Below are 21,009 nucleotides of genomic sequence, written 5' to 3'. Positions count from 1 at the left end.
CGGAACCCATATGTTGTGGTATTAATACTTTCGTGCACACAAAATAGAGTGTCATGACATCAGTTTTTCGAGTTTCTCACTACCCTGATAAGGGCGGGGGAATAGATTTGAAGCTATTTCAAACGCTCCGCCCGAATCAGTTCTAAGGTCAAGACAGGGGCGTTGGGGACTTGCCGAAGCTCGGCCGAATAAGTAGACAGGCTGCCACCGGCATCGACCACATTTACGAAGGGAAGCATCAACTCGCCGCTGGGCTGATCAAAAATCGCATTGTCGCCGCGGAAGTTTTCCGACAACTGCTCGGCGTGGACCAATTCGAAACGGAAGGGCTGGCTCCCCTGGACCAATTGCAGCCGCGCCCGATAGACGCCGCTACTGCCGTTATTGAGTGTGACATCCACGGCGGGAATCTGGACTGTGGTGAAATTAAAGTCGGCGTTGGGTACCAGTTTATACACCGCCCCGGTGGTTCCGAAGGGAACGCCGGTCGTGTTGCCGAGCACGTAGAGTTCCCCTTCGGCATCCTGGCCGAAGCCGAGGACCCAGAAGCCGGGCTGCTCCCGTTCGGTCAGATCCAATTCCCGAATCGCACCCCCGTCGAGATAAAACAGTCGGCCGTCGCCGGCGCCGGTTTTGGCCACGTCCCCGAACACATATTTCCCGTTCAGGGCGGAGACGGCGCCGCCGCGATAAACAAAGCCACCGATAATAGCGGTTCCTTCATCATGGTCGTACTGGGCCACCGGATCGATCAGATCTCCCGCCACCGGTTCGTCGGTCACGAACCCGGGATCGTTGCCGTTGGGCTCGAAGCGAAATTCGCCCTCCTTGAGACTCCAACCGTAATTGCCGCCGGCTTGAATCAAATCGACTTCTTCGATGTCGTTCTGTCCCACATCGGCCAGATACAAGGCACCGGTTTCCGAATCGAAAGAGAACCGGAACGGGTTGCGGAAGCCGAATGCGTAGATTTCATCGAGCCCGGCGGCCGAGCCGACGAAAGGATTATCTTCCGGGATCCCGTACCGACCGTTAGCCGAATCGTTTCCTGTCGGATCGATCCGTAACAAGGTTCCCAGTGGGTTGCCGGTGTCCTGACCGTTGCCGTCGGCGCCGTGGCCCACCATCGGGCTGCCCGTGAATTCCTGGCCGTCGCGATCGTCGGCCCCGCCGCCGTCGCCCAAAGCGATATACAACCTCCCGTCGGGACCGAAATTGAGGGCGCCGGCGTCGTGGTTGAACTGGGGCTGATCCACGCTCAACAAGATCCTTCCCTGCGCCGGGGTAAGCGGCAGAGTCGAATCGTCGGGATTCAGCTGCCATTCGCGAATCACCGACCGGTGGTCGGGGTGGGTACCGGGAGGGAGCGTGGAAAAGTCACTGCTTTCGTCGGCGGGCTCTGAAGTATAGGTGTATAGCAGACCGTTTTCGGCATATTGGGGATGAAAAGCGAAACCCAGAAAACCGCGCTCGTCGAACGAGTCGCTGCCAAAAGCACCCAGGGGAATCAGCAGGCCGGAAAGATCCAGGAAGATTTCCTTGCTGCCGTCGGCCAGGCGAATGCGCCAAAGCTTGCCGTCCTGATCCCCCACATACAGATGCTCCGAATCGCCGGGGGCGGGAACGGCCCAATTGGGAGCGGTCAGGCCGCTGGCCACCGGTTTCAATCGCAGTCTAATTTGTCCTTTTTCAATCGGCGCCGGAATGGGGTCCTCGAGTTTTTGGCCGGTCGTGGTTTCCGTCGCGCTGAAACTGAAATCGTCCAATACCGCATACCCCTCGCTTCCTTGGTTGCGCAGGATTATTTGCGCCACCGGTGCGCCGAGACTGGCCTCGCTGACGTTCACTTCAAGCCAATCCGCGCTGGAACCGGTGAAGGTGGCCAGAATGCCGCCGTTTCCGTCGAGCAGTTCCAGCATACTACGGGTGCCGCTGCTTTGGTTTCGCAGAAAGACGGTCAACTCCCGGGCCGAAGGACTGAGATCAACGGTTGCGGTTGTTTCCGGGTCGACCATCCAAGCACGGGTACCGGAACGGTAGAGTGAAAACACGCCAATGGTTTTCGCTTCGCCGCCGCTGAAAGTGGCGGAATCGCCGCTGTCGTTGGTCAGAGTGAATGAGCCGCTGGTATCGTTGAATTCGAAGCTGGTGTTGAGCATACCTGCCTGGAGAGGTACCGAAGCTCCCAGCAAAATCAGGAAGGATAGGTTCGGGAAATAGGGATTCATGGCAGACACCTCCATCAATAGGAGAACTTACATGAAATTAGTCTTCCGCTCTTTCATTTCCTTACATCAGAGTTAAGTGAAGAAAATAATTCCGCTCTCCTTAACTGGGTGATGAGAAATTCCAATCTATTTCCCTATGAAACTTTTGTGGGATACCTGAGCTTCGATGATTGAATGTAAGGTTCAACGTACCGCGACGACTGACTGTTAAATACTTCATGACAGGTAAGTCCTATGCAATCTACGCTTCGTTTGATTTTCGCAATTTTGGCAATGCTGGCTTTGAGCACCTCCCTGGCCGTGGAACCCGATTGGAGTGGCTATGGCCAATTTCTCCAACGACACCTAAGCCGTCGCACCGCCGCCGGTATCGAGTTGGCCTGGTTGGATTATTCCACCATCAAGCAAGACGCCCGGTTTCGTGGCCTTGTGGCGCAACTGGCGGGTTTTCCCACGGAAAGTTTGAAAAGCCGAGAAGAGAAACTGGCCTTTTATATCAATGCCTACAATATCCTGGCCATCAAGACGGTCGTGGATCATTGGCCCGTGGACAGTATCAAGGATGCCGGAAATTTCGTTTTTCCGGTATGGAAGCGGACCGCGGGCAAAGTCGGCGGCCAGGAGATCAGTTTGGATGAAATCGAGGACAAGCTGCGCGATATGGATGAGCCGCGGATTCACACGGCCATCGTCTGTGCTTCGAAAAGCTGTCCGGATTTGTTCGGCGAACCCTATACCGCCGCCCAGTTGAATGCTCAACTGAACGCCGCGAGCAAGGCGTATCTCGACAATCCCACCAAAGGACTGCGAGTGGAAAAAGGTGCGATTCGCGTCTCCCGAATTTTCGACTGGTTCGAAGAGGATTTCGAATCCATGGGTGGGGTTGAAGGATTTATTTACAAATATCATCCTGATTTGCCGACGGATTTGCCCATCAAGGTGAACCTTCCCTATGACTGGTCCTTGAACGGCGAATGATCGGCATGTCGAAAATCGCAGCCCATCGTTTTGGAGGTCATCATGCCAGCGTTAAAAATTGAATTCTGGATTGGTTTGGGACTTATCTTCGCTACGATGTCCAGCTGCGCCGACCCCGTCAAGAACGGTTTCGATCTTGAGGGCGCGTTGGTTCCCGCCGATGAAATCGTTTCCGGCGGACCGCCTCGAGACGGCATTCCGGCCATCGACGATCCCCGTTTCATCGAAGCGGAGGAGGCGGAGTTTCTGAGCCCTACCGATCGGGTTCTGGGAATGGTGCGCCACGGCATCGCCAAGGCCTATCCCATCGCCATTCTCAACTGGCATGAGATCGTCAACGATGAGTTCGCCGGCGAACCGGTCGCCGTCACCTACTGTCCCCTGACCGCGAGCGGCATCGCCTATCCCGGCGAAATCGACGGCAAGCGGACGAGTTTCGGTACTTCCGGCCTGCTCTACAACGGCAATCTGGTAATGTATGATCGGACAACCGAATCGTTATGGTCGCAGCTGATGAGTCGGAGCATCGACGGTCCGATGAAAGGGCGGAGGCTCGAGAGCCTACCTCTGTCTTACACCAGCTGGGCCGAGTGGCGGGCGCGGCATCCGGATACCCGGGTGTTGTCCACCGATACCGGTTATCGCCGCGACTACGGGCGCGATCCCTATGCAGGCCACGCCCGTTCAGCGCGGGTGCCTTTCCCCTTGTCCCACTACGACGACCGCTACCATCCCAAGGCGTTGGTCCTGGGAGTGGCTTTGAACGGGGAAACCAAGGCCTACCCTTTCGAGGAATTGGCGAAGACCCGGGGAGAGATTCAGGATAGCCTGGGAGGGCACAGTCCGTGGTTGTGCGCTTCGACCCTAGACATCGCACCGCTCGCGTATATACGTCCGAGGGAAGGACAATCCCCGCTATCGTCGCCTATTGGTTCGGCTGGTACGCTTTTCATCCGGAAACGACGGTCTTCCGGGTAAAAGTGCAAACATGAAAGCCGATTTATTCCTCCTTTTCATTCTGATCTTATCAATGGGAAACTTATAATGACTCGTTCTCGAATTCTGCTGGTGTTAATTGTCCTCGGGCTCATCGGCGCTTTTTTCGCTTTCGATCTCCAGCGTTATCTGACCCTGGACGCCCTCAAGGCCCAACAAGCGGTCATCGAAAATTATCGCGCTGCCCATCCCGTTCTCTCGGCGACCCTCTACGGTTTGATTTACGTGACGGTCACCGGCCTTTCCCTCCCCGGCGCGGCGGTGTTGACCCTGGCCGGCGGCGCGGTGTTCGGATTGCTGTGGGGCACGGTGATCGTCTCCTTCGCTTCCACTATCGGCGCCACCCTGGCGTTTCTGGCGGCGCGCTTCCTGTTTCGGGACACGGTGAGAAACCGTTTCAACCGGCGGCTCCGGGCCATCGACCGGGGCGTCGAACGCGACGGGCCTTTTTATCTGTTCACCCTGCGGCTGGTGCCGGTGTTTCCCTTTTTCGTCATCAATCTGGCCATGGGCTTGACCGCGATGCCGGCGCTCACTTTCTATTGGGTGAGCCAGGTGGGGATGCTTCCCGGCACTTTGGTTTACGTGAATGCCGGGACTCAGTTGGCCCGGATCGATTCGCTCTCGGGCATTCTGTCGCCCGCGGTATTGGGTTCTTTCGCCCTCCTGGGGTTGTTTCCCCTGATCGCCAAGAAAATCGTCGATTTCGTCCAATCCAGGAAGGTTTACGCGCAATGGCCGAAGCCGAAACAATTCGACCGTAATCTGGTGGTCATCGGCGCCGGCTCCGCCGGTCTGGTCACCGCCTACATCGCCGCAGCGGTGAAGGCGAAAGTGACCCTGGTCGAAAAGCACCGCATGGGCGGCGACTGTCTCAACACCGGCTGCGTGCCGTCCAAGGCGCTGATTCGCTCCGCCAAGCTGCTGTCGCAAATCGACCGGGCGCCCGAGTGGGGCATCCGCGAAGCGCATGCCGACTTCGATTTCGCCGAAGTGATGGCCCGGGTGCAAGGGGTGATCAAGACGGTGGAACCCCACGATTCGGTGGCACGTTACACGGACCTGGGGGTCGATGTCATCGAGGGCGAGGCGAAAATTCTTTCCCCTTGGGAGGTGGGCGTCAAAACGGCAGAGGGCGAGCGTACCCTCACCACCCGAAGCATTGTGATCGCCGCCGGCGCCCGTCCCTTCGTGCCGCCGATTCCGGGGCTCGAGGAGGTCGGCTATCTGACCTCCGACACCCTCTGGGATTTGCGCGAGTTGCCCGAGCGCCTGGTGGTGCTCGGCGGCGGCCCCATCGGTTGCGAACTGACCCAAGCCTTCGCCCGCTTGGGCAGCCGGGTGACCCAGGTGGAAATGCAATCGCGTCTTTTGGGCCGCGAAGACCCGGAAGCGGCCGAGGCGGTGATGGCACGCTTCCGCCAAGAAGGGATCGATCTCAAATTGGAACACACGGTCCAGCGTTTCCAAATGGAAAACGGCGAAAAAATCCTGATTGCCGACCATCAAGGACAAGCAGTTCGAATTCCCTTCGATCAAGTGATCGTGGCCGTCGGCCGCATCGCCAACACCCAAGGGTATGGCTTGGAGGAACTGGGCATTCCCACCGCGCCTTCCCGGACCGTGGAAACCGACGCCTTCCTGCAAACCCTCTATCCCAATATTTACGCCTGCGGCGACGTGGCCGGCCCCTTCCAGTTTACCCACACCGCCGCCCATCAGGCCTGGTACGCGGCGGTCAACGCCCTGTTCGGGGATTTCAAGAAATTCCGCGCCGACTATTCGGTGATCCCCTGGGCCACCTTCACCGATCCCGAAGTGGCTAGGGTCGGTCTCAACGAACAGGAAGCCCGCGAACAAGGCGTTCCCCATGAAGTGACCGTCTACGGCATCGACGATCTCGACCGCGCCATCGCCGAGGGCGAGGCCCATGGTTTCGTCAAGGTGCTCACGCCGCCAGGCAAGGACAAGATTCTGGGGGTGACCCTTGTTGGCGAGCACGCCGGCGATCTGATCGCCGAGTTCGTTCTGGCCATGAAGCACGGGTTGGGGCTCAACAAGATTTTGGGCACCATCCACATCTATCCCACCCTGGCCGAGGCCAACAAATATGCCGCCGGCGAGTGGAAGCGTAACCATGTCCCGGAGAGGCTGTTGGGGTGGGTGGAACGGTACCATACTTGGAGACGGGGTAGTTAAAAAGGCATGCGTAGACCATTTATCGTCATCTCGTTGATTCTCTTGGGGGCGATCGCGGCGATCGCCTGGTTTTGGCCGCCGGCGTGGTGGTCCCTGCTGGCGGTGGTTCCGTTGATCCTGGTTGGCGTGTATGACCTGTTTCAAGCCCGTCATTCCATCCGTCGCAATTTTCCCCTCATCGGCCGTTTCCGCTGGCTGATGGAAGACCTGCGTCCTTTCGTCCAGCAGTACTTCGTCGAATCCGATACCGCCGGGGCACCGATCAACCGGATGTTTCGCAGCATCGTTTATCAGCGCGCCAAGAACGCGCTGGAGACGGTGCCTTACGGGACCCGCGTAGATACTTCCCGCGTCGGTTACGAGTGGATCGGCCATTCCCTGGCCGCGGTCGACGTGGAGGAGATGGCTTGCGATTTGCGTATTCAGGTGGGTGGGCGCGATTGCCGAAAGCCTTATCTGGCCAGTATTCTCAATATCTCCGCGATGAGTTTCGGCTCCCTCAGTCCCAATGCCGTGCTCGCCCTGAATCAAGGGGCGAAAATGGGCGGTTTCGCCCACAACACCGGCGAAGGCGGACTCAGCCCCTACCATTTGGAACACGGCGGCGATCTGATCTGGCAGATCGGCACCGCCTACTTCGGCTGCCGCGACACGAAAGGCGATTTTTGCCCGGACACCTTTCGGGACAAGGCCGCCTTGGAATCGGTCAAGATGATCGAGATCAAACTCTCCCAGGGCGCCAAACCGGGGCACGGCGGCATCTTGCCGGCGGATAAAAACACCCCGGAAATCGCCGCCATCCGCGGGGTCCCCGTGGGCACCCAAGTCAATTCTCCGCCCACCCATCGCGCCTTCGATACGCCCTTGGGCCTGGTCCGGTTCATCCAAAGGCTGCGCGAGCTTTCCGGCGGCAAGCCGGTGGGATTCAAGCTGGCCATTGGGCGCCGCAGCGAGTTCATCGCCATCTGCAAGGCGATGGTGGAGACCGGAATCCATCCCGATTTCATCACCGTCGACGGAGGCGAGGGCGGTACCGGCGCGGCGCCGCTGGAATACACCAATTCCGTCGGCATGCCGCTGCGCGAAGCCCTGGCTTTCGTCGCCGACAGTCTTCACGGATATGGCCTGCGTTCGCATATCCGCGTCATCGCCTCGGGCAAGGTTCTGACCGGTTTCCACCTGGTCAAGAATCTGGCCTTGGGGGCGGATTTGTGCAACAGCGCCCGCGGGATGATGCTCGCCCTGGGCTGCGTGCATTCCCTGACCTGCAACAGCAACCGCTGCCCCACCGGCGTCGCCACCCAGGATCCCCGGCTTTACCGCGGGTTGGTGGTCGCGGACAAAGCCCGGCGCGTGGCCCAGTATCATGCCAAAACCATGCACGCTACCGCCGACCTTATTACTTCGGCCGGACTCCGGCATACTTCGGATCTCAACCGGACCCATATCCACCGGCGAGTCAGTCAGCACGAGATTTTGCGCTACGATCAGATATTTCCCCATATCAAGGAAAATTGTCTCCAATCGGACGATATTCCCCCGGCGTTCGCGCTCGATGTGGCAGAGGCCACGGCCGGAAGCTTCCGCCCCCGCCGCCATCTGACCCAGGTCGGCGAGGAAAAGGTACCGGTGGCACATGCCGGCTGTAAATGAAACGGTGCGTACAAGGATATGTCGACTGTAGGGGCGGACCTATGTGTCCGCTCTCATCGATCTCTATTAACCCATCTCAACAAGTAGAGTCCCTTCTCCCGCTGGCGGGAGAAGGTTAGGATGAGGGTGGATCGAAATAAAGGTATTTGCCTAATGGATTCCACCCTCACCCCATCCCTCTCCCGCCAGCGGGGGAGGGAGATAACAGCATTTTTTGAAACAGCGTCTGAACTCTCCAAGAGGTTTTCAATGAAAGCATCCGATTTATTCGTCCAGGCGCTGGAGGCCGAAGGGGTCGAATATCTCTTCGGCATCCCGGGCGAGGAGAATCTCGATCTGCTCGACTCGCTCAAGGATTCGTCGATCCGGCTCGTTCTGACGCGGCACGAGCAAGCCGCCGGTTTCATGGCGGCGACCTACGGGCGGCTGACCGGACGGACCGGGGTGTGCCTCGCCACCCTGGGACCGGGGGCGACCAATCTGGTCACCGCGGCCGCCTACGCCCAGCTCGGCGCCATGCCGATGCTGATGATCACCGGACAGAAGCCCATCAAGGCGAGCAAGCAGGGGGCCTTCCAGATCGTCGACGTGGTGGACATGATGCAACCCCTGACCAAATACACCCGTCAGCTTAGCAGCGGCGGTCACATCCCTTCCCAGGTGCGCGAGGCGTTCCGCCGCGCCGAGGACGAGCGTCCCGGGGCGGTGCATCTGGAACTGCCCGAGGACATCGCGCGCGAGACCACCGATGCGGCGATCATCGGCCGCAGCCGATTCGAAAATCCCAGAGCCAGCGAACGGTCCCTGGCGGAGGCGACGGCGATGATCCAATCGGCGCGCTGTCCCCTGCTGCTGATCGGGGCCGGCGCCAATCGCCGGCATACCTGTCGGGTGTTGAGAAACTTCATCGACCGGACCGGCATTCCCTTTTTCAGCACCCAAATGGGGAAAGGCGTGATCGACGAGACCCATCCCCTGTTCCTGGGGACCGCGGCGCTTTCCAGCGGCGATTTTCTGCATCGCGCCATCGAGGCGGCGGATTTGATCATCAACGTGGGCCACGACGTGGTGGAAAAGCCGCCCTTCATCATGGGCGACCGGCCCCCCGTGGAACCGGCCGACCCGGACATCGCGGGGGCGGCGCGCGCGGGGTCGGCCCGGGTGATCCACGTCAACTACGTGACCGCCGCCATCGATCCCATCTATCACCCCCAGCAAGGGGTGATCGGCGACATCGCCGACAGCATCGAACGGCTGACCGCCGCCGTCGCCTTTCAGGCGCATTGGGATTTCGATCGTTTCATGACGGTCAAGGCGCGCCTGGAAGCCCATATTCTCGAGGACGCCGACGACGACCGCTTCCCGGTTTATCCCCAACGCCTGGTGGCCGACGTGCGCAAAGTCATGCCCGGAGACGGCGTCATCACCCTCGACAACGGCATCTACAAGATCTGGTTCGCGCGCAACTACCCGGCGTGCCAGCCCAATACCGTTCTGTTGGATAACGCTCTGGCCAGCATGGGGGCGGGCCTGCCTTCGGCGATCGCCGCCAAAATCGTTTATCCGCAGCGGCGGGTGATGGCGATCTGCGGCGACGGCGGCTTCATGATGAATTCCCAGGAACTGGAGACCGCTGTCAGGCTCGGATTGGATCTGGTGGTTTTGGTCCTGCGCGACAACGCCTATGGCATGATCAAGTGGAAACAGGCCAACATGGGCTTTGCCGATTTCGGTCTCGATTACGGCAATCCCGATTTTGTCCAATATGCCCGGAGCTACGGCGCCCAAGGTCATCGCCTCGCCGCCGCCGGAGAATTGATTCCCGTGGTCGATCGATGCTTCGAGACGCCGGGGGTGCATTTGGTGGAGGTGCCGGTGGATTACAGCGACAACGATCGGGTTCTCAACCACGAGATCCACGAGCAAAGTCGGTTGATTTAATCGAAAACGTTCACTGCTTATGATCGAAATATACAGTTGGCCGACGCCGAACGGCCACAAGGTGCATATCCTGCTGGAAGAGACCGGTCTTGACTATCGGGGTCATCCGGTGGACATCGGCGCGGGAGAGCAGTTCGATCCCGAGTTTCTGGCCATCAGCCCCAACAACAAGATCCCCGCCCTCGTCGATTCCGACGGTCCGGGTGGAAGGCCGATCAGCCTGTTCGAATCGGGCGCCATTCTGATCTACCTGGCGGAAAAGGCGAACGCGTTTTATCCGCAGGAGTCGCGCGTCCGCTATGCGGTCCTCGAGTGGCTGATGTTCCAGATGGGAAGCATCGGCCCCATGCTCGGCCAGGCCCATCACTTCCGCCGCTACGCCCCCGAACCCATTCCCTATGCCATTGAGCGCTACACCAACGAGGCAAACCGGCTCTACAGCGTCCTCGACCGGCGCCTGGGAGAGAGCCATTATCTCGCTGGCAACGAGTACACCATCGCCGACATCGCCGTCTTTCCCTGGCTTCGCAGTTCAAAATCCCAGGGCGTGGATATTACCGAATATCCCAACGTCCTGCGCTGGTATGCGGAGATCGCCGAACGGCACGCCGTTAAGCGGGGGCTCAAGGTTTTGTCGGACAAGACCCTTGCTTTCGACCGGCGTGCTCGGGAGAATTTGTTCGGTGTCCGCCAGTATCGCCGCAGGCCGTAGACTGTCAATACCACGGATTGTAGCGCATCGACTGGATGGTCTCTTCCAAACCGTCGGGGCGGTCGCCCCGGGCCAGATTTTCCTTCCAGGCTTGGTCGGCCACCGCGACCGCGATGGGCAGCGACGCCCGCCGGATTTCGGACAAGGGAGGAAACAAGGCGCCGCAGTTCAGGTCCTTGTCGGTGACTTGGGCCGCCAGGGCCCGGGCCGCCTGAAGGAACATCCCCTCGCTGATGCGGCGGGCGTGGGCTGCGAGCGCGCCCAGGCCGATGCCGGGGAAGATATGGGCGTTGTTGGCCTGGGCCGGATGGAACGTCTGTCCGCCGAGGGTTACCGGAGGGAAGGGACTGCCGCCGGCGAAAACCGCCCGACCTTCGCTCCAGCGATACGCCTCCTCGGCGGTGCATTCGGCGCGCGAGGTGGGGTTGGACAGGGCGAAAACCAAAGGTCGCCGGTGGATGGAGGCGAGGGTTTGGATGGTCTGCCGGGTAAAGGTGCCGGGCGCTCCCGTCGCGCCGATCAGGGCGTGGGGCCGGACGAACCCGATCGCCTCGATGAAATCGAGGCGGGGCGCGTCGTGGGCGTAGGGCAGATTGTGGGGCAACAGATCGTCGCGGTCTTTGACCAGAAGGCCGTGGATGTCCACGAACCAGAGCCTGCGGCGGGCTTCCTCGCGTGTCAGGCCCGCCTCCAGCAAGGCCGTCTGGAACAGGTCGGCAATCCCGGTAGCGGCCGAGCCGGCCCCCAGAAACAGGACCCTGAGATCCTTCAATGCTTGGCCCGCCAGACGGCAGTAGGCCAGGACCCCGGCCAGGGCGACGGCCGCCGTGCCCTGGATGTCGTCGTTGAAGCACAACACCCGCTCCCGGTAGCGGTTCAGCAGCAGGCAGGCGTTGGGGGTGAGAAAATCCTCGAACTGAATCAAAGCCCGGGGATAGCGTTTTTGCACGGCGGCGACGAACTCGTCCACCAATGAAACATAGGCCTCACCCCGGAGGCGGGGCCGCTCGATGCCCAGATACAGGGGATCGTCGCGAAGTTCCCGGTTGTCGGTGCCCACGTCGAGCATCACCGGCAGGCAGTGTTCGGGCTCGATTCCGGCGAAAGCCGAATAGAGCGCCAGCTTGCCGATGGGGATTCCCATCCCGTTGGCGCCCAGATCGCCCAAGCCCAGGATACGCTCGCCGTCGGTCACCACGATCAGGCGCACGTCCCGATGCGGCCAGTTTTCCAGGATTTCGGCGATCCGCCCGCGATCTTCGGGGGTGAGGTAAAATCCGCGCGGCTGGCGGAAGATATGGGCGAACTCCAGGCACGCCTGGCCCACGGTGGGTGTGTAGACGAGGGGCAGGATCTCGTCGGTATGCTCGATCAGAAGGCGGTAAAACAACCGCTCGTTGCGGCCGTGGAGCGCCATCAAAAACACATAGCGTTCGATGTCGTAGGCCTTGCGCCGGAGATTCTCCAGCACCCGCCTGATTTGCATGGACTGGGTGCTGACCGCGGCGGGAAGTAGGCCGCGCAGCCGGTAGCGATCGCGTTCGGCGGCGGTGAAGGCGGTCGATTTGTTGTATTTGGGGTTGCCGAGCAGGGCCATTCCCGTCAGCCCGGGAGGCGGTTCGGGGCTTTTCATCATAGACTCCTTACATTGACTCGCTTCGGAGTAGGGTCCCTTCTCCCTCTTGGAGGGAGAAGGTTAGGATGAGGGTGGATCTAATTGAAATAAAAGGCATTTTGTGATTTAAACCACCCTCACCCCATCCCTCTCCCGCCAGCGGGAGAGGGCGCTTTTGTAAAAAACTCTCGCATGTCTTGTCAGTGCTTGTTTCATTGTATTGCCAAGGGGGAAAGTCGAGTTTAGAGCTGAGGGGACCGAATGACCGCCATTTTTTCGATTTGCATCTCGCGATAGGTATAGGGAATGCCGCCGGTGCCGTAACCGGATTCCTTGAGGCCGGCAAAGGGCATCCAATCGACGCGGAAGGCGGTATGGTCGTTGATCATCACCGCCGAAGCCTGCAAATGCTTGAACGCGTGCATTGCGGTATCGAGGCTACCGGTCATCACCGCGGCCTGAAAAGCGTAGGGCAGGGCGTTGGCGCGGGCGATCGCCTCGTCGATCTCGTCATATTCGTAGACGCAGACCACCGGGCCGAAGATTTCCAGGCGGCTGACCTTGCTGGAATCGGCCGGATTGAACAGGACCGTAGGCCGGTAGCACGCCTCCGAAAGGCGCTCGCCTCCCGCCAGCAATTCCGCGCCTTCGGTCACAGCCTCGTTGACCCACTTGTCGACCCGGTCGACTTCCTCGCGGCGGATCAAAGGGCCCACTTCGGTATCCAGATCGGTCGGATCACCCACTTTCAGGGCGTCGGCCGACCGGGCCAATTTTTCCGCCAGTTCCCGGGCGATCGATCGATGGGCGTAAACCCGCTGGACCGAGACGCACACCTGTCCGGCGTGATAAAAGCCGCCCTTGGTCAAAAGCGGCAGCATGGCGTCGAGATCGGCGTCTTCAGCCGCCACCACCGGCGCCGCGCCGCCATGCTCCAGGGCGCAGCGGGTGCCCCGGGCGAGCTTGGAACGCAGGTGCCACCCCACTTTGCTGCTGCCGATAAAGCTGAAAAAAGCCACCCGGGCGTCGGTGACCAGGGCTTCGGCGATGGAGAGCTTTTCGGGCATCAGCGGTTGGCACCAGGCTTCCGGAAGCCCCGCCTCACGCAGCAATTCCACCAGCGCGAACGCTGATAGCGGGGTCTTTTCGGCGGGCTTGACGATCACCGGACAGCCGGCGGCGATCGCCGGCCCCACTTGATGGACGATCAGATTGAGCGGATGATTGAAGGCGCTCACCGCCACCACCGGGCCGATGGGCTCGCGGTGGGTGAAGGCCAGCCGGTGCATGGAAGCATCGTTGATCTGCATGGGGATTTCACTGCCGTGCCCGGAGCGGATGCATTCGCGGCAATTGTGGATTCCGTCGATGGCGCGCCGCAGTTCCGCCCGCGTATCCTGATAGGGCTTGCCCCCTTCGGCGATCGCCACGGCGATCAGTTGCTCGGCGCGCTCGGTCATCAACGCCGCGGTGCGTTCCAGAATCGCGGCGCGCTCGCCCGCCGGCAGCCAGCCGGTCCGGTCTCGATAAAGCGCAGTGCTGTTTTCCAGGGCCTGCTCCACCCCTACCGCATCGACGGTTTCCACGCTGCCCACGGGACGATTTTCGAAGGGCGAGAAAACGCGCAGGTTCCCGGCGGATGGGGCATCCGGTACTTTGATCGAATAGTGCATGGAATAATGCTCCTTTCGATGACGATATAAATGCTCGCTTGCCAGATGAGTCGAATCAATCCGGTAAGGCTTACGGAAAAATGAAGACTGATTCGGAATAAGGGCTTTTGGATCGAGCACGCAGGTTTTCTTATGACACTGTCTTCGAGTCTGCTTTTGGCGCTGATGGCCGGATTGAGCATCCCGCTGGGCGCCCTGGCCTCGTCCCATTTGAGGCTGAGGTCGTTCTGCCGGCAACGGGAGATCGACAGTTTCGTGGCGTATTTCGGGGGCGGGGCGCTGCTCGCCGCCATCGCCCTCGTGCTGATTCCCCACGGCATGAAGGACGCGTCGACCCTTTCGGCGGCGTGGTCTTTTTTTCTGGGCGGTCTGATTTTTTGGGGGATCAACCGCTGGGTGAAAGGCAGAGGCGGGACGGCTTCCCAATTCATCGGGATGCTGCTGGATTACATCCCCGAGGCCATCGCCCTCGGTGCGGCTTCGGCGGGGGAGTCGAACACGGGCTATCTGCTTGCGGGCTTGATCGCGCTGCAAAATCTTCCCGAGGGATTCGCCTCGTTCCACGAAATGCACGCCGGCGGGCTTTCCAAAGGCCGGCTGTGGCTGATTTTCCTGCTCGCTCCCTTGGCGGGCCCGCTTTCCGCCTGGTTGGGGTACGCCTGGCCTTCGAACGAGAGCGGCAGCCTGGGGCTGTTGATGCTTTTCTGCAGCGGCGGCATCATTTACCTGATTTTCGACGATATCGCCCCCGGCGCCCATCTCAAGCACCGGGACTTCCCCGCCCTCGGCGCCGTATCCGGCTTCCTGTTGGGGATGGTGGGAACCATGATGGTTCATTGACCGCCTTCACCATTAGCAAGGTGGCCACGCCGATTTGGCCGAAATCCCGGTAATGATTTCCCACCGTGGCGACCAATGAATGGTGCAGGAGGCTGGTGAACCAGAGAACCGCCAAATCCCGGCGACCGTCGAGCACCCGGGCGACGGATTCGGTCAGCGGGTTCAGATCCAGCAAGGTTTCGTTGACGTCGAAAAACAGGGCTTTCGGTCTTCCGATGGCAGGGGCGTAAGGGTTTAACATGGTCGTGTCGGCGAAATCGAGCATTCAGTGGAACGGCTATTCCCGGATTTTTTCTTCACCTACTCTATCAAGGAGCCTATATGAACACGATCACCCACGATTGGCGCCGTGTGGCGCGAGCCCTTTTCGTTCTTCGAATCAGCGTATTTCTGGTCATGCTCATGTGGACGCTGGATAAATTCGTCCGCCCCGGGCATGCGGCCTCGATTTTCGAGCATTTTTATGGATTGGGCGGCTTCGGGGAGGCGATGATCTACATCGTGGCGGTGGCCGAGATAGGACTGTTGATCGGATTCGTTCTGGGGGCGGCCCCGCGCTGGATCTACGGTGCCGTGTTTTTGCTGCACGGGGTCTCGACCCTTTCCTCTTATCGGCAATACCTGCAGCCCTTCGAAGGTTCGAATCTTCTGTTCTTTGCCGCCTGGCCCATGCTGGGAGCCTGCTTTGCGCTTTACACGTTGCGCGATCTGGATACTTTGTGGCGGATCCCGTCGAAGCGGGAGCGCGATTGATGGGGGCCCGGCGAAACCCGGGTCGCGAAGACACACGAGAGAAAGCGTAAGGTTGAGCGGAGCGGCGCGACCTAATTTATAACCATCGAGGGGATGGTTAATTTCAATCGATTCAATTTGGCCGAGAGGAGATCATCGATGGCTAACCAAAACGATACCGCTTCTGTTGACCGCTCGAGCCGCGTTCTTCGCGGGGTTGCGGCGGGGCTCGATGCGGTTTTTCCGGTTTTCAAGGGTTCCTGGCGGCGGCCTTCGCCGGATGGATGTTCGCGGCCGGAGGCCTCCAGGCGGAAAGCGGGGCGGTGGTCGTGGAGATGACCAATACCTTGAAGTTCGTCCCGGAAAAACTGACCGTTCCCGTCGGGACGACGGTGGAATGGCGGAACGCTTCGGTGCTGGTGCATACGGTCACGGCGGATCCGGAAAAGGCGGCCCGCCCCGAAAGCGCGGCGCTTCCCGAAGGCGCCGCGCCGTTCGACTCAGGCAACCTGGAAGTCGACGGGACGTATCGCCACACCTTCACGACTGCCGGTACTTACCGCTATTTCTGCATTCCCCACGAAGGGGCGGGCATGGTCGGAACGATCGTGGTCAGGCCATGATCCCGACCCTGCCCGCGGCGGAAGCCGGGCCCTAGCCCCGTTTTTTCCAGGCGTAGTCGGCAAACATGCCGTCAAGCGGGGTGTGAAAGAGGTGGTTGGCGTAGTTGCTGATCGTTTTGACCGCCAGGGCTAGGATGATCTCGAGCACATGACGCTCTCCATAGCCGGCGTCGAGAAAATCCTGAACCGCGGCCTTGGAGGGAAGGCCGCGGGTTTCCCACATCACATGAGTGAAGGCGCTGAGCGCGGCCAGCTTCGGATCGGGAATGGGGTCGCCCTCGCGAATGGCGGCGGTCACTTCCGGCGGCACCTCGGACATTTGGTCGGCGATCATGCTGTGGGCCCCCATGCAATACTCGCATCCGTTGGCGCGGCTGAGGATGAGGAAGACCACCTCCTGCTCGGCGGGCGTGAAGCCCGAATCCCGTCGAAAGCGGGCGTAACCGTCCAGATAAGTTTCCAATAATCCCGGCGAGTTGACCATGTAGCTGTACATGTTGGGAATGAATCCCACTTGCGCCTTGGCTTTTTCCAGCACGGCCTTGGCCGTCGGATCTACGTTGTCGAGGGTTTTCGGGAGCAGGGTCAAGCGGTATTCGCTGGTCATGGGACTCTCCATCAATTGGGTTAAAAATTAGATTGATTCATCCAATGGGTCGAGGCGGATGAGCAATCCTTACATAGAAAACGCTTTTTCTTGAATCCGGTGATCCCGCTCGGCATGAGGTATTCAAATCCATTTTTCCAGGTAAGGTGGGAGCGATGTGGGCGACATATATTCGTGAATTATTTTGAATCTCTCGAACTAAAGGAGCTCAATCATGAATAACATCGCTCGCGGAATCATTGCCGGACTGGTAGCAACGGTGGTTCTCTCTCTGCTCATGATGATGAAAAGCGCCATGGGGATGATGCCCCAACTGGATGTGATCGCTATGCTGGCTGGCATGATGGGCGGCATCAAGGCGCTCGGATGGATGGCCCATTTCATGGTCGGCATGGGATATGGTTTGGTTTTCGCCTTTCTCCATGGCAAATTGCCGGGACCCTCGGTCGTTCAAGGCATCATCCTCGGCATCATCGGCTGGCTGGTGATGATGAGCATGCTCATGCCGATGATGGGCGCAGGGCTTTTCGCCGTCGCCATGGGCATGATGGCCCCCGTCGCTACGTTTATGCTGCATGTCATCTTCGGTGGTGTATTGGGATGGACCTATGGCAAGTTTTGATTTCTCTTTTCGTGGCATATTACCGAGATCGCGGTTTTTATGGCCATTACGGTTTTCACGGCCATCACGGCTACCACTGGCCATTTCGGATCGAGCCGATGGAACGCTCGAGCGTTCTGATGATATCTTCATCAGCCAGGCTCGAAGTTGAACGGAAGCCTGTTTCATCAAATCGGCGAAGGCGGTCACCGCGCCGGTGGCGTTCGCCGTTGCGGTCGGAAGGCTGAGGTGAAACCGTCGTTCGCCGAATGTCCGGTTACCGGTTGCCTCGACTATCGCGTTAAATCGCATCACGACCCGGGCGCGGTCGGGTCGTTCGAAAACCTGTTCGAATGCCAGCAGGCGAATGCGCAACCGGTAGCCGCGTTCGCCTTCCGTTCCGCGCCAATATTCTTCGATCAGCTCGGGCAGAGGAGCGATCCAGCGGCTGCGAGTGTAAGCATCGACGCGGGTGGGATCGAGATACAGCCTACGGTAATGGATTCGGTCGCCTTGCAGCCATTCCGGCGCTTCCACGACGACTTTCGACCAGGGTCTTTGGGTCGGAATATCCGTGACCGGGCCGAAGTCATGCAATCTCGGCGGGGGCGGCCGATCCGGCGCCAGGCCGCACCCCGACATTCCAAGCAGGGCCAGGCAGATTCCCAGGCGGTAGGTAGATCGAAAAAAATGCCGAATCATTTCCATTTCTCATAGCCGGGTTCGCCGGGGCCGGGCGGAGGAGATGGCGGTCCCAGCAAAAGCATTTGTGGGTCTCTTTCCAGCATCCGGGTCAGTTTTCCCAGATGTTTGATCGCGGGGCGTAAATCCCGCAGCAAGGCGTTCACTTCAGGGAGCGTCTCGGTGGTCATCGTCTGGGTGGCGTTTTGGCCCGATGCTATTAGCTGTCGAGTGTCCTCGGTGAGGTTTTTCGCTTCCGCCGATACTTCCTTGAAATCCTTGGCCAGGGTGTTGATGTGGGCCAGGGTTTGCCGGGCTTCGGCGGTCAGGGCAGGGAGATCGGAAAGGGTTTGGTCGAGCCGTTCCTCCAGGGACGCCATCCGCTCGGCGGCGGTTTCCACCGCCGCCAGGGTGTTTTCGATCCGGGCTCGATTTTCGGCGTTCAGCAAACGGTTGAGGTTGGTCGTGAGTTGCTTGATCTGAAGGAGGATATCCTGACCGGATTCGGTCATTTTGTCCAGCATGGAGGGTTTCATGGGAATGCGGGCGGGCCGGTCGGCGCGCGTTGGCAGGAGGGTGGGATTGTCGCCGGTATCGTTCAGTTCGATCTCGGCCAGGCCGGTCAGGGGCTGGCTTCTGAGGGTGGCGTACGTGCCGCGGGTGATCGGCAGGGTGTGGTCGACTTGGATGTGGATCAAAATGTCGCGTATATTCTCGGGATCGAAATCGACCGCCGTCACTTTGCCGGCCTCGACGCCGCGATAATAGACGGTGGATTCGGGATTGAGCCCGGAAATCGCCGATTGGGTGACCACGATGTAGGGATCGCGTTGCACCGTGTGGCCGCCCAGCCAGTAGAACGCGGCCAAGGCGGCCGTCATCAGGACGACCACAAAGGTTCCGGCCATCAGGGCGTAGCTTTCCCGTCCCATCTTACTCCCTCCTCTCGAAAACGCGCCGGGCGCGTTTGCCGTGGAAATACTCCCGCGCGAAGGGGTGCGGGCAATCGAGCACCTCTTCCAGCGTTCCCAAGGCGATCAATCGTTGATCGGCCAATACCGCCACGCGGGTACACAAATCGCGCAAGGTATCCAGATCGTGGGTGATCATCAGGACGGTGAACCCTAATTCTCGATGCAGGCAACTCAGAAGATCGACGAAGGATTCGCTCGAAGCCGGATCCAGCCCGGAGGTCGGTTCGTCCAGAAACAATAATTCGGGTTCCATGATCAAGGCCCGCGCCAGCGCCGCGCGCTTCACCATGCCGCCGGACAATTCCGCCGGCATGTGCATGGCGTCGCGGGGCTCGAGCCCCGTCATGGCCAATTTCATGCAGACCAAATGTTCGATCAATTCCTCGTCGAAAAAACCCAGTTCCCGCAAGGGGAAAGCGATATTGTCGAAAACGTTCAACGCGCTGAACAGGGCGCCGCCCTGAAACAGCACGCCGCAACGGTTGCGCAATTGCTGGCGGCGTTGGACGCCCCGCTCCCACAAGGGTTCGCCGAGAATCGAGATATGTCCGCAGGTGGGCGTCTTGAGGCCGATCATTTCATGCATCAAGATGGTTTTTCCGCTTCCCGATGCGCCCACCAACCCGACGATTTCCCCTCTTCGGATCGACAGATTGATATCCCGGTGAACCACCGTATCGCCGAAAAGCGTCCATACCCGTTCCAGGCAAACCACGCAGCTTTCGTTCATGGCATCCCCACGTCGTCGAAGACGACCGCGAACAGCGCGTCGATCAGGATGACCAGAGTGATTGAGGTGACCACCGAGTGGGTGGTTTCTCGGCCCAAGCTTTGGGTGTTGGGTTGGGTATGCAATCCGAAGTGGCTTGCGATCAGTCCGATGCACAAGCCGAAGACCGCGCCCTTGCCCAGCCCGATGATCAAATTGGAAACCGGCACCACGTCGGGCAAGCGGGTAAAGAATTGATAGTAGCCGAAATCCAGCTCCCATTTGGCGGCGACCGCCCCGCCCACCAGCGCCATGGCATCGGTCCAGACCACCAGAAGCGGCATCCCGATCATCAAGGCGACCACATTGGGTAGGATCAGGCGCTGCGAGGCGGAGATACCCAACGCCGCGAGGGCGTCCAATTCCTGGGTCACGCGCATCACTCCCAATTGCGCGGTCATCGCCGAGCCGGAGCGCCCCGCCACCAGTACCGCCGCCAGCGTCGGTCCCAGTTCGCGGATGATGCCGAGCCCCATAATATTGACGGCGAACGCCTGGGCGCCGTAGTTTTTCAATTGCAGCGCCGACAGGTAGCTGAGGACGATGCCGATGAGAAAGCCCACCAGCGCCGTGATCCCCAACGCTCGGACGCCGGCGTCGTGAAGGGTGGCGGAAGTTTCCCGCCAGGGAAAATCGCGGGGATGGGGGATGACGTTACCCAGGTCGATTATCAATTGCCCCAGCAGAATCAGCAGTTCGATCATTTGTCCCGTAAAGGCGGAAAGATTGCGTTTGAGAGGCCTCAGCAGCATCCGGGATCGGCGCGGGGCGTCCTGGACGGAGGGGATTTGCCGTTTCCGCCAGCGGTCGAATACCGCGACGAGCTCGGCGCGTATTTGAAGATGCTCGGGGAATCGCTCGCCCCAAACTTGCCAGAGCACGTAGGCGCCGGCGCTGTCCAGGATATCCACCCCGTTCAAGTCCCACTCTAATCCGGTTTGGCGAACGTAGCGTTTGAGTCGCGAACGCAATCTCGGCAGTTCCGTCGCCAAACCGCGCAGATTCCAGGCGCCGGAAAGCATCACCTTTCGATCCTCGCATTTGATCCCGGGATTGTCCGGAAGCGGCTTTGCGGCGGTCGATGAATTCGACATGATTTCAGCCCGATTGGATTTGGAAGTTGTCAGTGAAAGGAAAGTCGGGTATTGGCTCTCTACCAGAATAGTTTAACTTGTTCCGTTTATTCG

The 21,009-nt window shown here is 59.8% G+C and carries 18 protein-coding genes; 10 read left to right on the top strand and 8 right to left on the bottom strand.

Features of this window, described 5'->3' with window-relative positions; translation table 11 throughout:
* Positions 1-113 precede the first annotated feature (113 nt).
* A complete protein-coding gene (locus tag H035_RS0115765) occupies positions 114-2,228 on the bottom strand; it encodes a PQQ-dependent sugar dehydrogenase (protein WP_022949926.1) in 2,115 nt (704 codons plus the stop codon).
* Between the two features lie 234 nt (positions 2,229-2,462).
* Between H035_RS0115765 and H035_RS0115760 the strand changes: the two genes are divergently transcribed.
* From H035_RS0115760 to H035_RS0115735, 6 genes are all read left to right on the top strand, one after another.
* Positions 2,463-3,206, top strand: coding sequence for a DUF547 domain-containing protein (locus H035_RS0115760; protein WP_040575096.1), 744 nt, complete (start codon positions 2,463-2,465; stop codon positions 3,204-3,206).
* Positions 3,207-3,248: 42 nt separating this feature from the next.
* Positions 3,249-4,184, top strand: a complete 936-nt coding sequence (locus H035_RS20240) for a DUF3179 domain-containing protein (RefSeq protein WP_200861599.1) — start codon at positions 3,249-3,251, stop codon at positions 4,182-4,184.
* 66 nt (positions 4,185-4,250) lie between these two features.
* Positions 4,251-6,401 (top strand): FAD-dependent oxidoreductase, encoded by a 2,151-nt coding sequence (locus H035_RS0115750; RefSeq protein ID WP_022949924.1) that lies wholly within the window; start codon positions 4,251-4,253, stop codon positions 6,399-6,401.
* 6 nt (positions 6,402-6,407) lie between these two features.
* On the top strand, positions 6,408-8,054 hold the full coding sequence (locus H035_RS0115745; protein ID WP_022949923.1) for an FMN-binding glutamate synthase family protein: 1,647 nt from the start codon (positions 6,408-6,410) through the stop codon (positions 8,052-8,054).
* Between the two features lie 249 nt (positions 8,055-8,303).
* The gene (locus H035_RS0115740) at positions 8,304-9,995 is read left to right on the top strand and encodes an acetolactate synthase large subunit (protein WP_022949922.1); all 1,692 of its coding nucleotides are present in this window, start codon (positions 8,304-8,306) and stop codon (positions 9,993-9,995) included.
* Positions 9,996-10,014: 19 nt separating this feature from the next.
* On the top strand, positions 10,015-10,707 hold the full coding sequence (locus H035_RS0115735; RefSeq protein ID WP_022949921.1) for a glutathione binding-like protein: 693 nt from the start codon (positions 10,015-10,017) through the stop codon (positions 10,705-10,707).
* Positions 10,708-10,711: 4 nt separating this feature from the next.
* On the opposite strand, the gene H035_RS0115730 is transcribed toward H035_RS0115735, so the two are convergent.
* Both H035_RS0115730 and H035_RS0115725 read right to left on the bottom strand, forming a co-directional pair.
* Positions 10,712-12,343 (bottom strand): NAD-dependent malic enzyme, encoded by a 1,632-nt coding sequence (locus H035_RS0115730; RefSeq protein ID WP_200861598.1) that lies wholly within the window; start codon positions 12,341-12,343, stop codon positions 10,712-10,714.
* Positions 12,344-12,564: 221 nt separating this feature from the next.
* On the bottom strand, positions 12,565-13,995 hold the full coding sequence (locus H035_RS0115725) for an aldehyde dehydrogenase family protein (protein ID WP_022949919.1): 1,431 nt from the start codon (positions 13,993-13,995) through the stop codon (positions 12,565-12,567).
* Between the two features lie 132 nt (positions 13,996-14,127).
* Between H035_RS0115725 and H035_RS0115720 the strand changes: the two genes are divergently transcribed.
* A complete protein-coding gene (locus tag H035_RS0115720; RefSeq protein WP_022949918.1) occupies positions 14,128-14,835 on the top strand; it encodes a ZIP family metal transporter in 708 nt (235 codons plus the stop codon).
* Here H035_RS0115720 and H035_RS21865 read toward each other — a convergent pair.
* Entirely contained in the window at positions 14,756-15,100 is a 345-nt protein-coding gene (locus H035_RS21865) for an HAD family hydrolase (RefSeq protein ID WP_152486086.1), read from the bottom strand. The two genes, H035_RS0115720 and H035_RS21865, sit on opposite strands and share 80 nt — an antisense overlap.
* Positions 15,101-15,156: 56 nt before the next feature.
* Here H035_RS21865 and H035_RS0115710 point away from each other — a divergent pair, with 56 nt between their 5' ends.
* Positions 15,157-15,588 (top strand): hypothetical protein, encoded by a 432-nt coding sequence (locus H035_RS0115710; RefSeq protein ID WP_022949916.1) that lies wholly within the window; start codon positions 15,157-15,159, stop codon positions 15,586-15,588.
* Positions 15,589-15,851: 263 nt separating this feature from the next.
* On the top strand, positions 15,852-16,190 hold the full coding sequence (locus H035_RS20235; protein ID WP_022949915.1) for a cupredoxin domain-containing protein: 339 nt from the start codon (positions 15,852-15,854) through the stop codon (positions 16,188-16,190).
* A 31-nt stretch (positions 16,191-16,221) separates the two neighbouring features.
* Here H035_RS20235 and H035_RS0115700 read toward each other — a convergent pair whose 3' ends face one another.
* Complete coding sequence (locus H035_RS0115700; RefSeq protein WP_022949914.1) at positions 16,222-16,797, bottom strand: carboxymuconolactone decarboxylase family protein; 576 nt, start codon at positions 16,795-16,797, stop codon at positions 16,222-16,224.
* Between the two features lie 214 nt (positions 16,798-17,011).
* On the opposite strand from H035_RS0115700, the gene H035_RS22815 reads away from it, so the two are divergent.
* Positions 17,012-17,419, top strand: coding sequence for a DUF6789 family protein (locus H035_RS22815; protein WP_084684995.1), 408 nt, complete (start codon positions 17,012-17,014; stop codon positions 17,417-17,419).
* A gap of 677 nt (positions 17,420-18,096) precedes the next feature.
* Here the strand turns inward: H035_RS22815 and H035_RS0115690 are convergent.
* Genes H035_RS0115690 through H035_RS0115680 form a run of 3 tightly spaced genes read right to left on the bottom strand, consistent with a single transcriptional unit; the run spans position 18,097 to position 20,916 of the window.
* Complete coding sequence (locus tag H035_RS0115690; protein ID WP_022949912.1) at positions 18,097-19,011, bottom strand: MlaD family protein; 915 nt, start codon at positions 19,009-19,011, stop codon at positions 18,097-18,099.
* A gap of 1 nt (position 19,012) precedes the next feature.
* A complete protein-coding gene (locus H035_RS0115685) occupies positions 19,013-19,783 on the bottom strand; it encodes an ABC transporter ATP-binding protein (RefSeq protein ID WP_022949911.1) in 771 nt (256 codons plus the stop codon).
* Positions 19,780-20,916: an MlaE family ABC transporter permease gene (locus H035_RS0115680; RefSeq protein ID WP_022949910.1), complete on the bottom strand. Its 1,137-nt coding sequence runs from the start codon at positions 20,914-20,916 to the stop codon at positions 19,780-19,782. Before H035_RS0115680 ends, H035_RS0115685 begins: the two co-directional genes overlap by 4 nt.
* Between the last annotated feature and the right edge of the window lie 93 nt (positions 20,917-21,009).

It is taken from the genome of Methylohalobius crimeensis 10Ki (genome assembly GCF_000421465.1).
Lineage (GTDB): Bacteria > Pseudomonadota > Gammaproteobacteria > Methylococcales > Methylothermaceae > Methylohalobius > Methylohalobius crimeensis.
The sequence above is the reverse complement of the archived record's forward strand: the minus strand, read 5'-3'. Positions and strand labels throughout refer to the sequence as shown.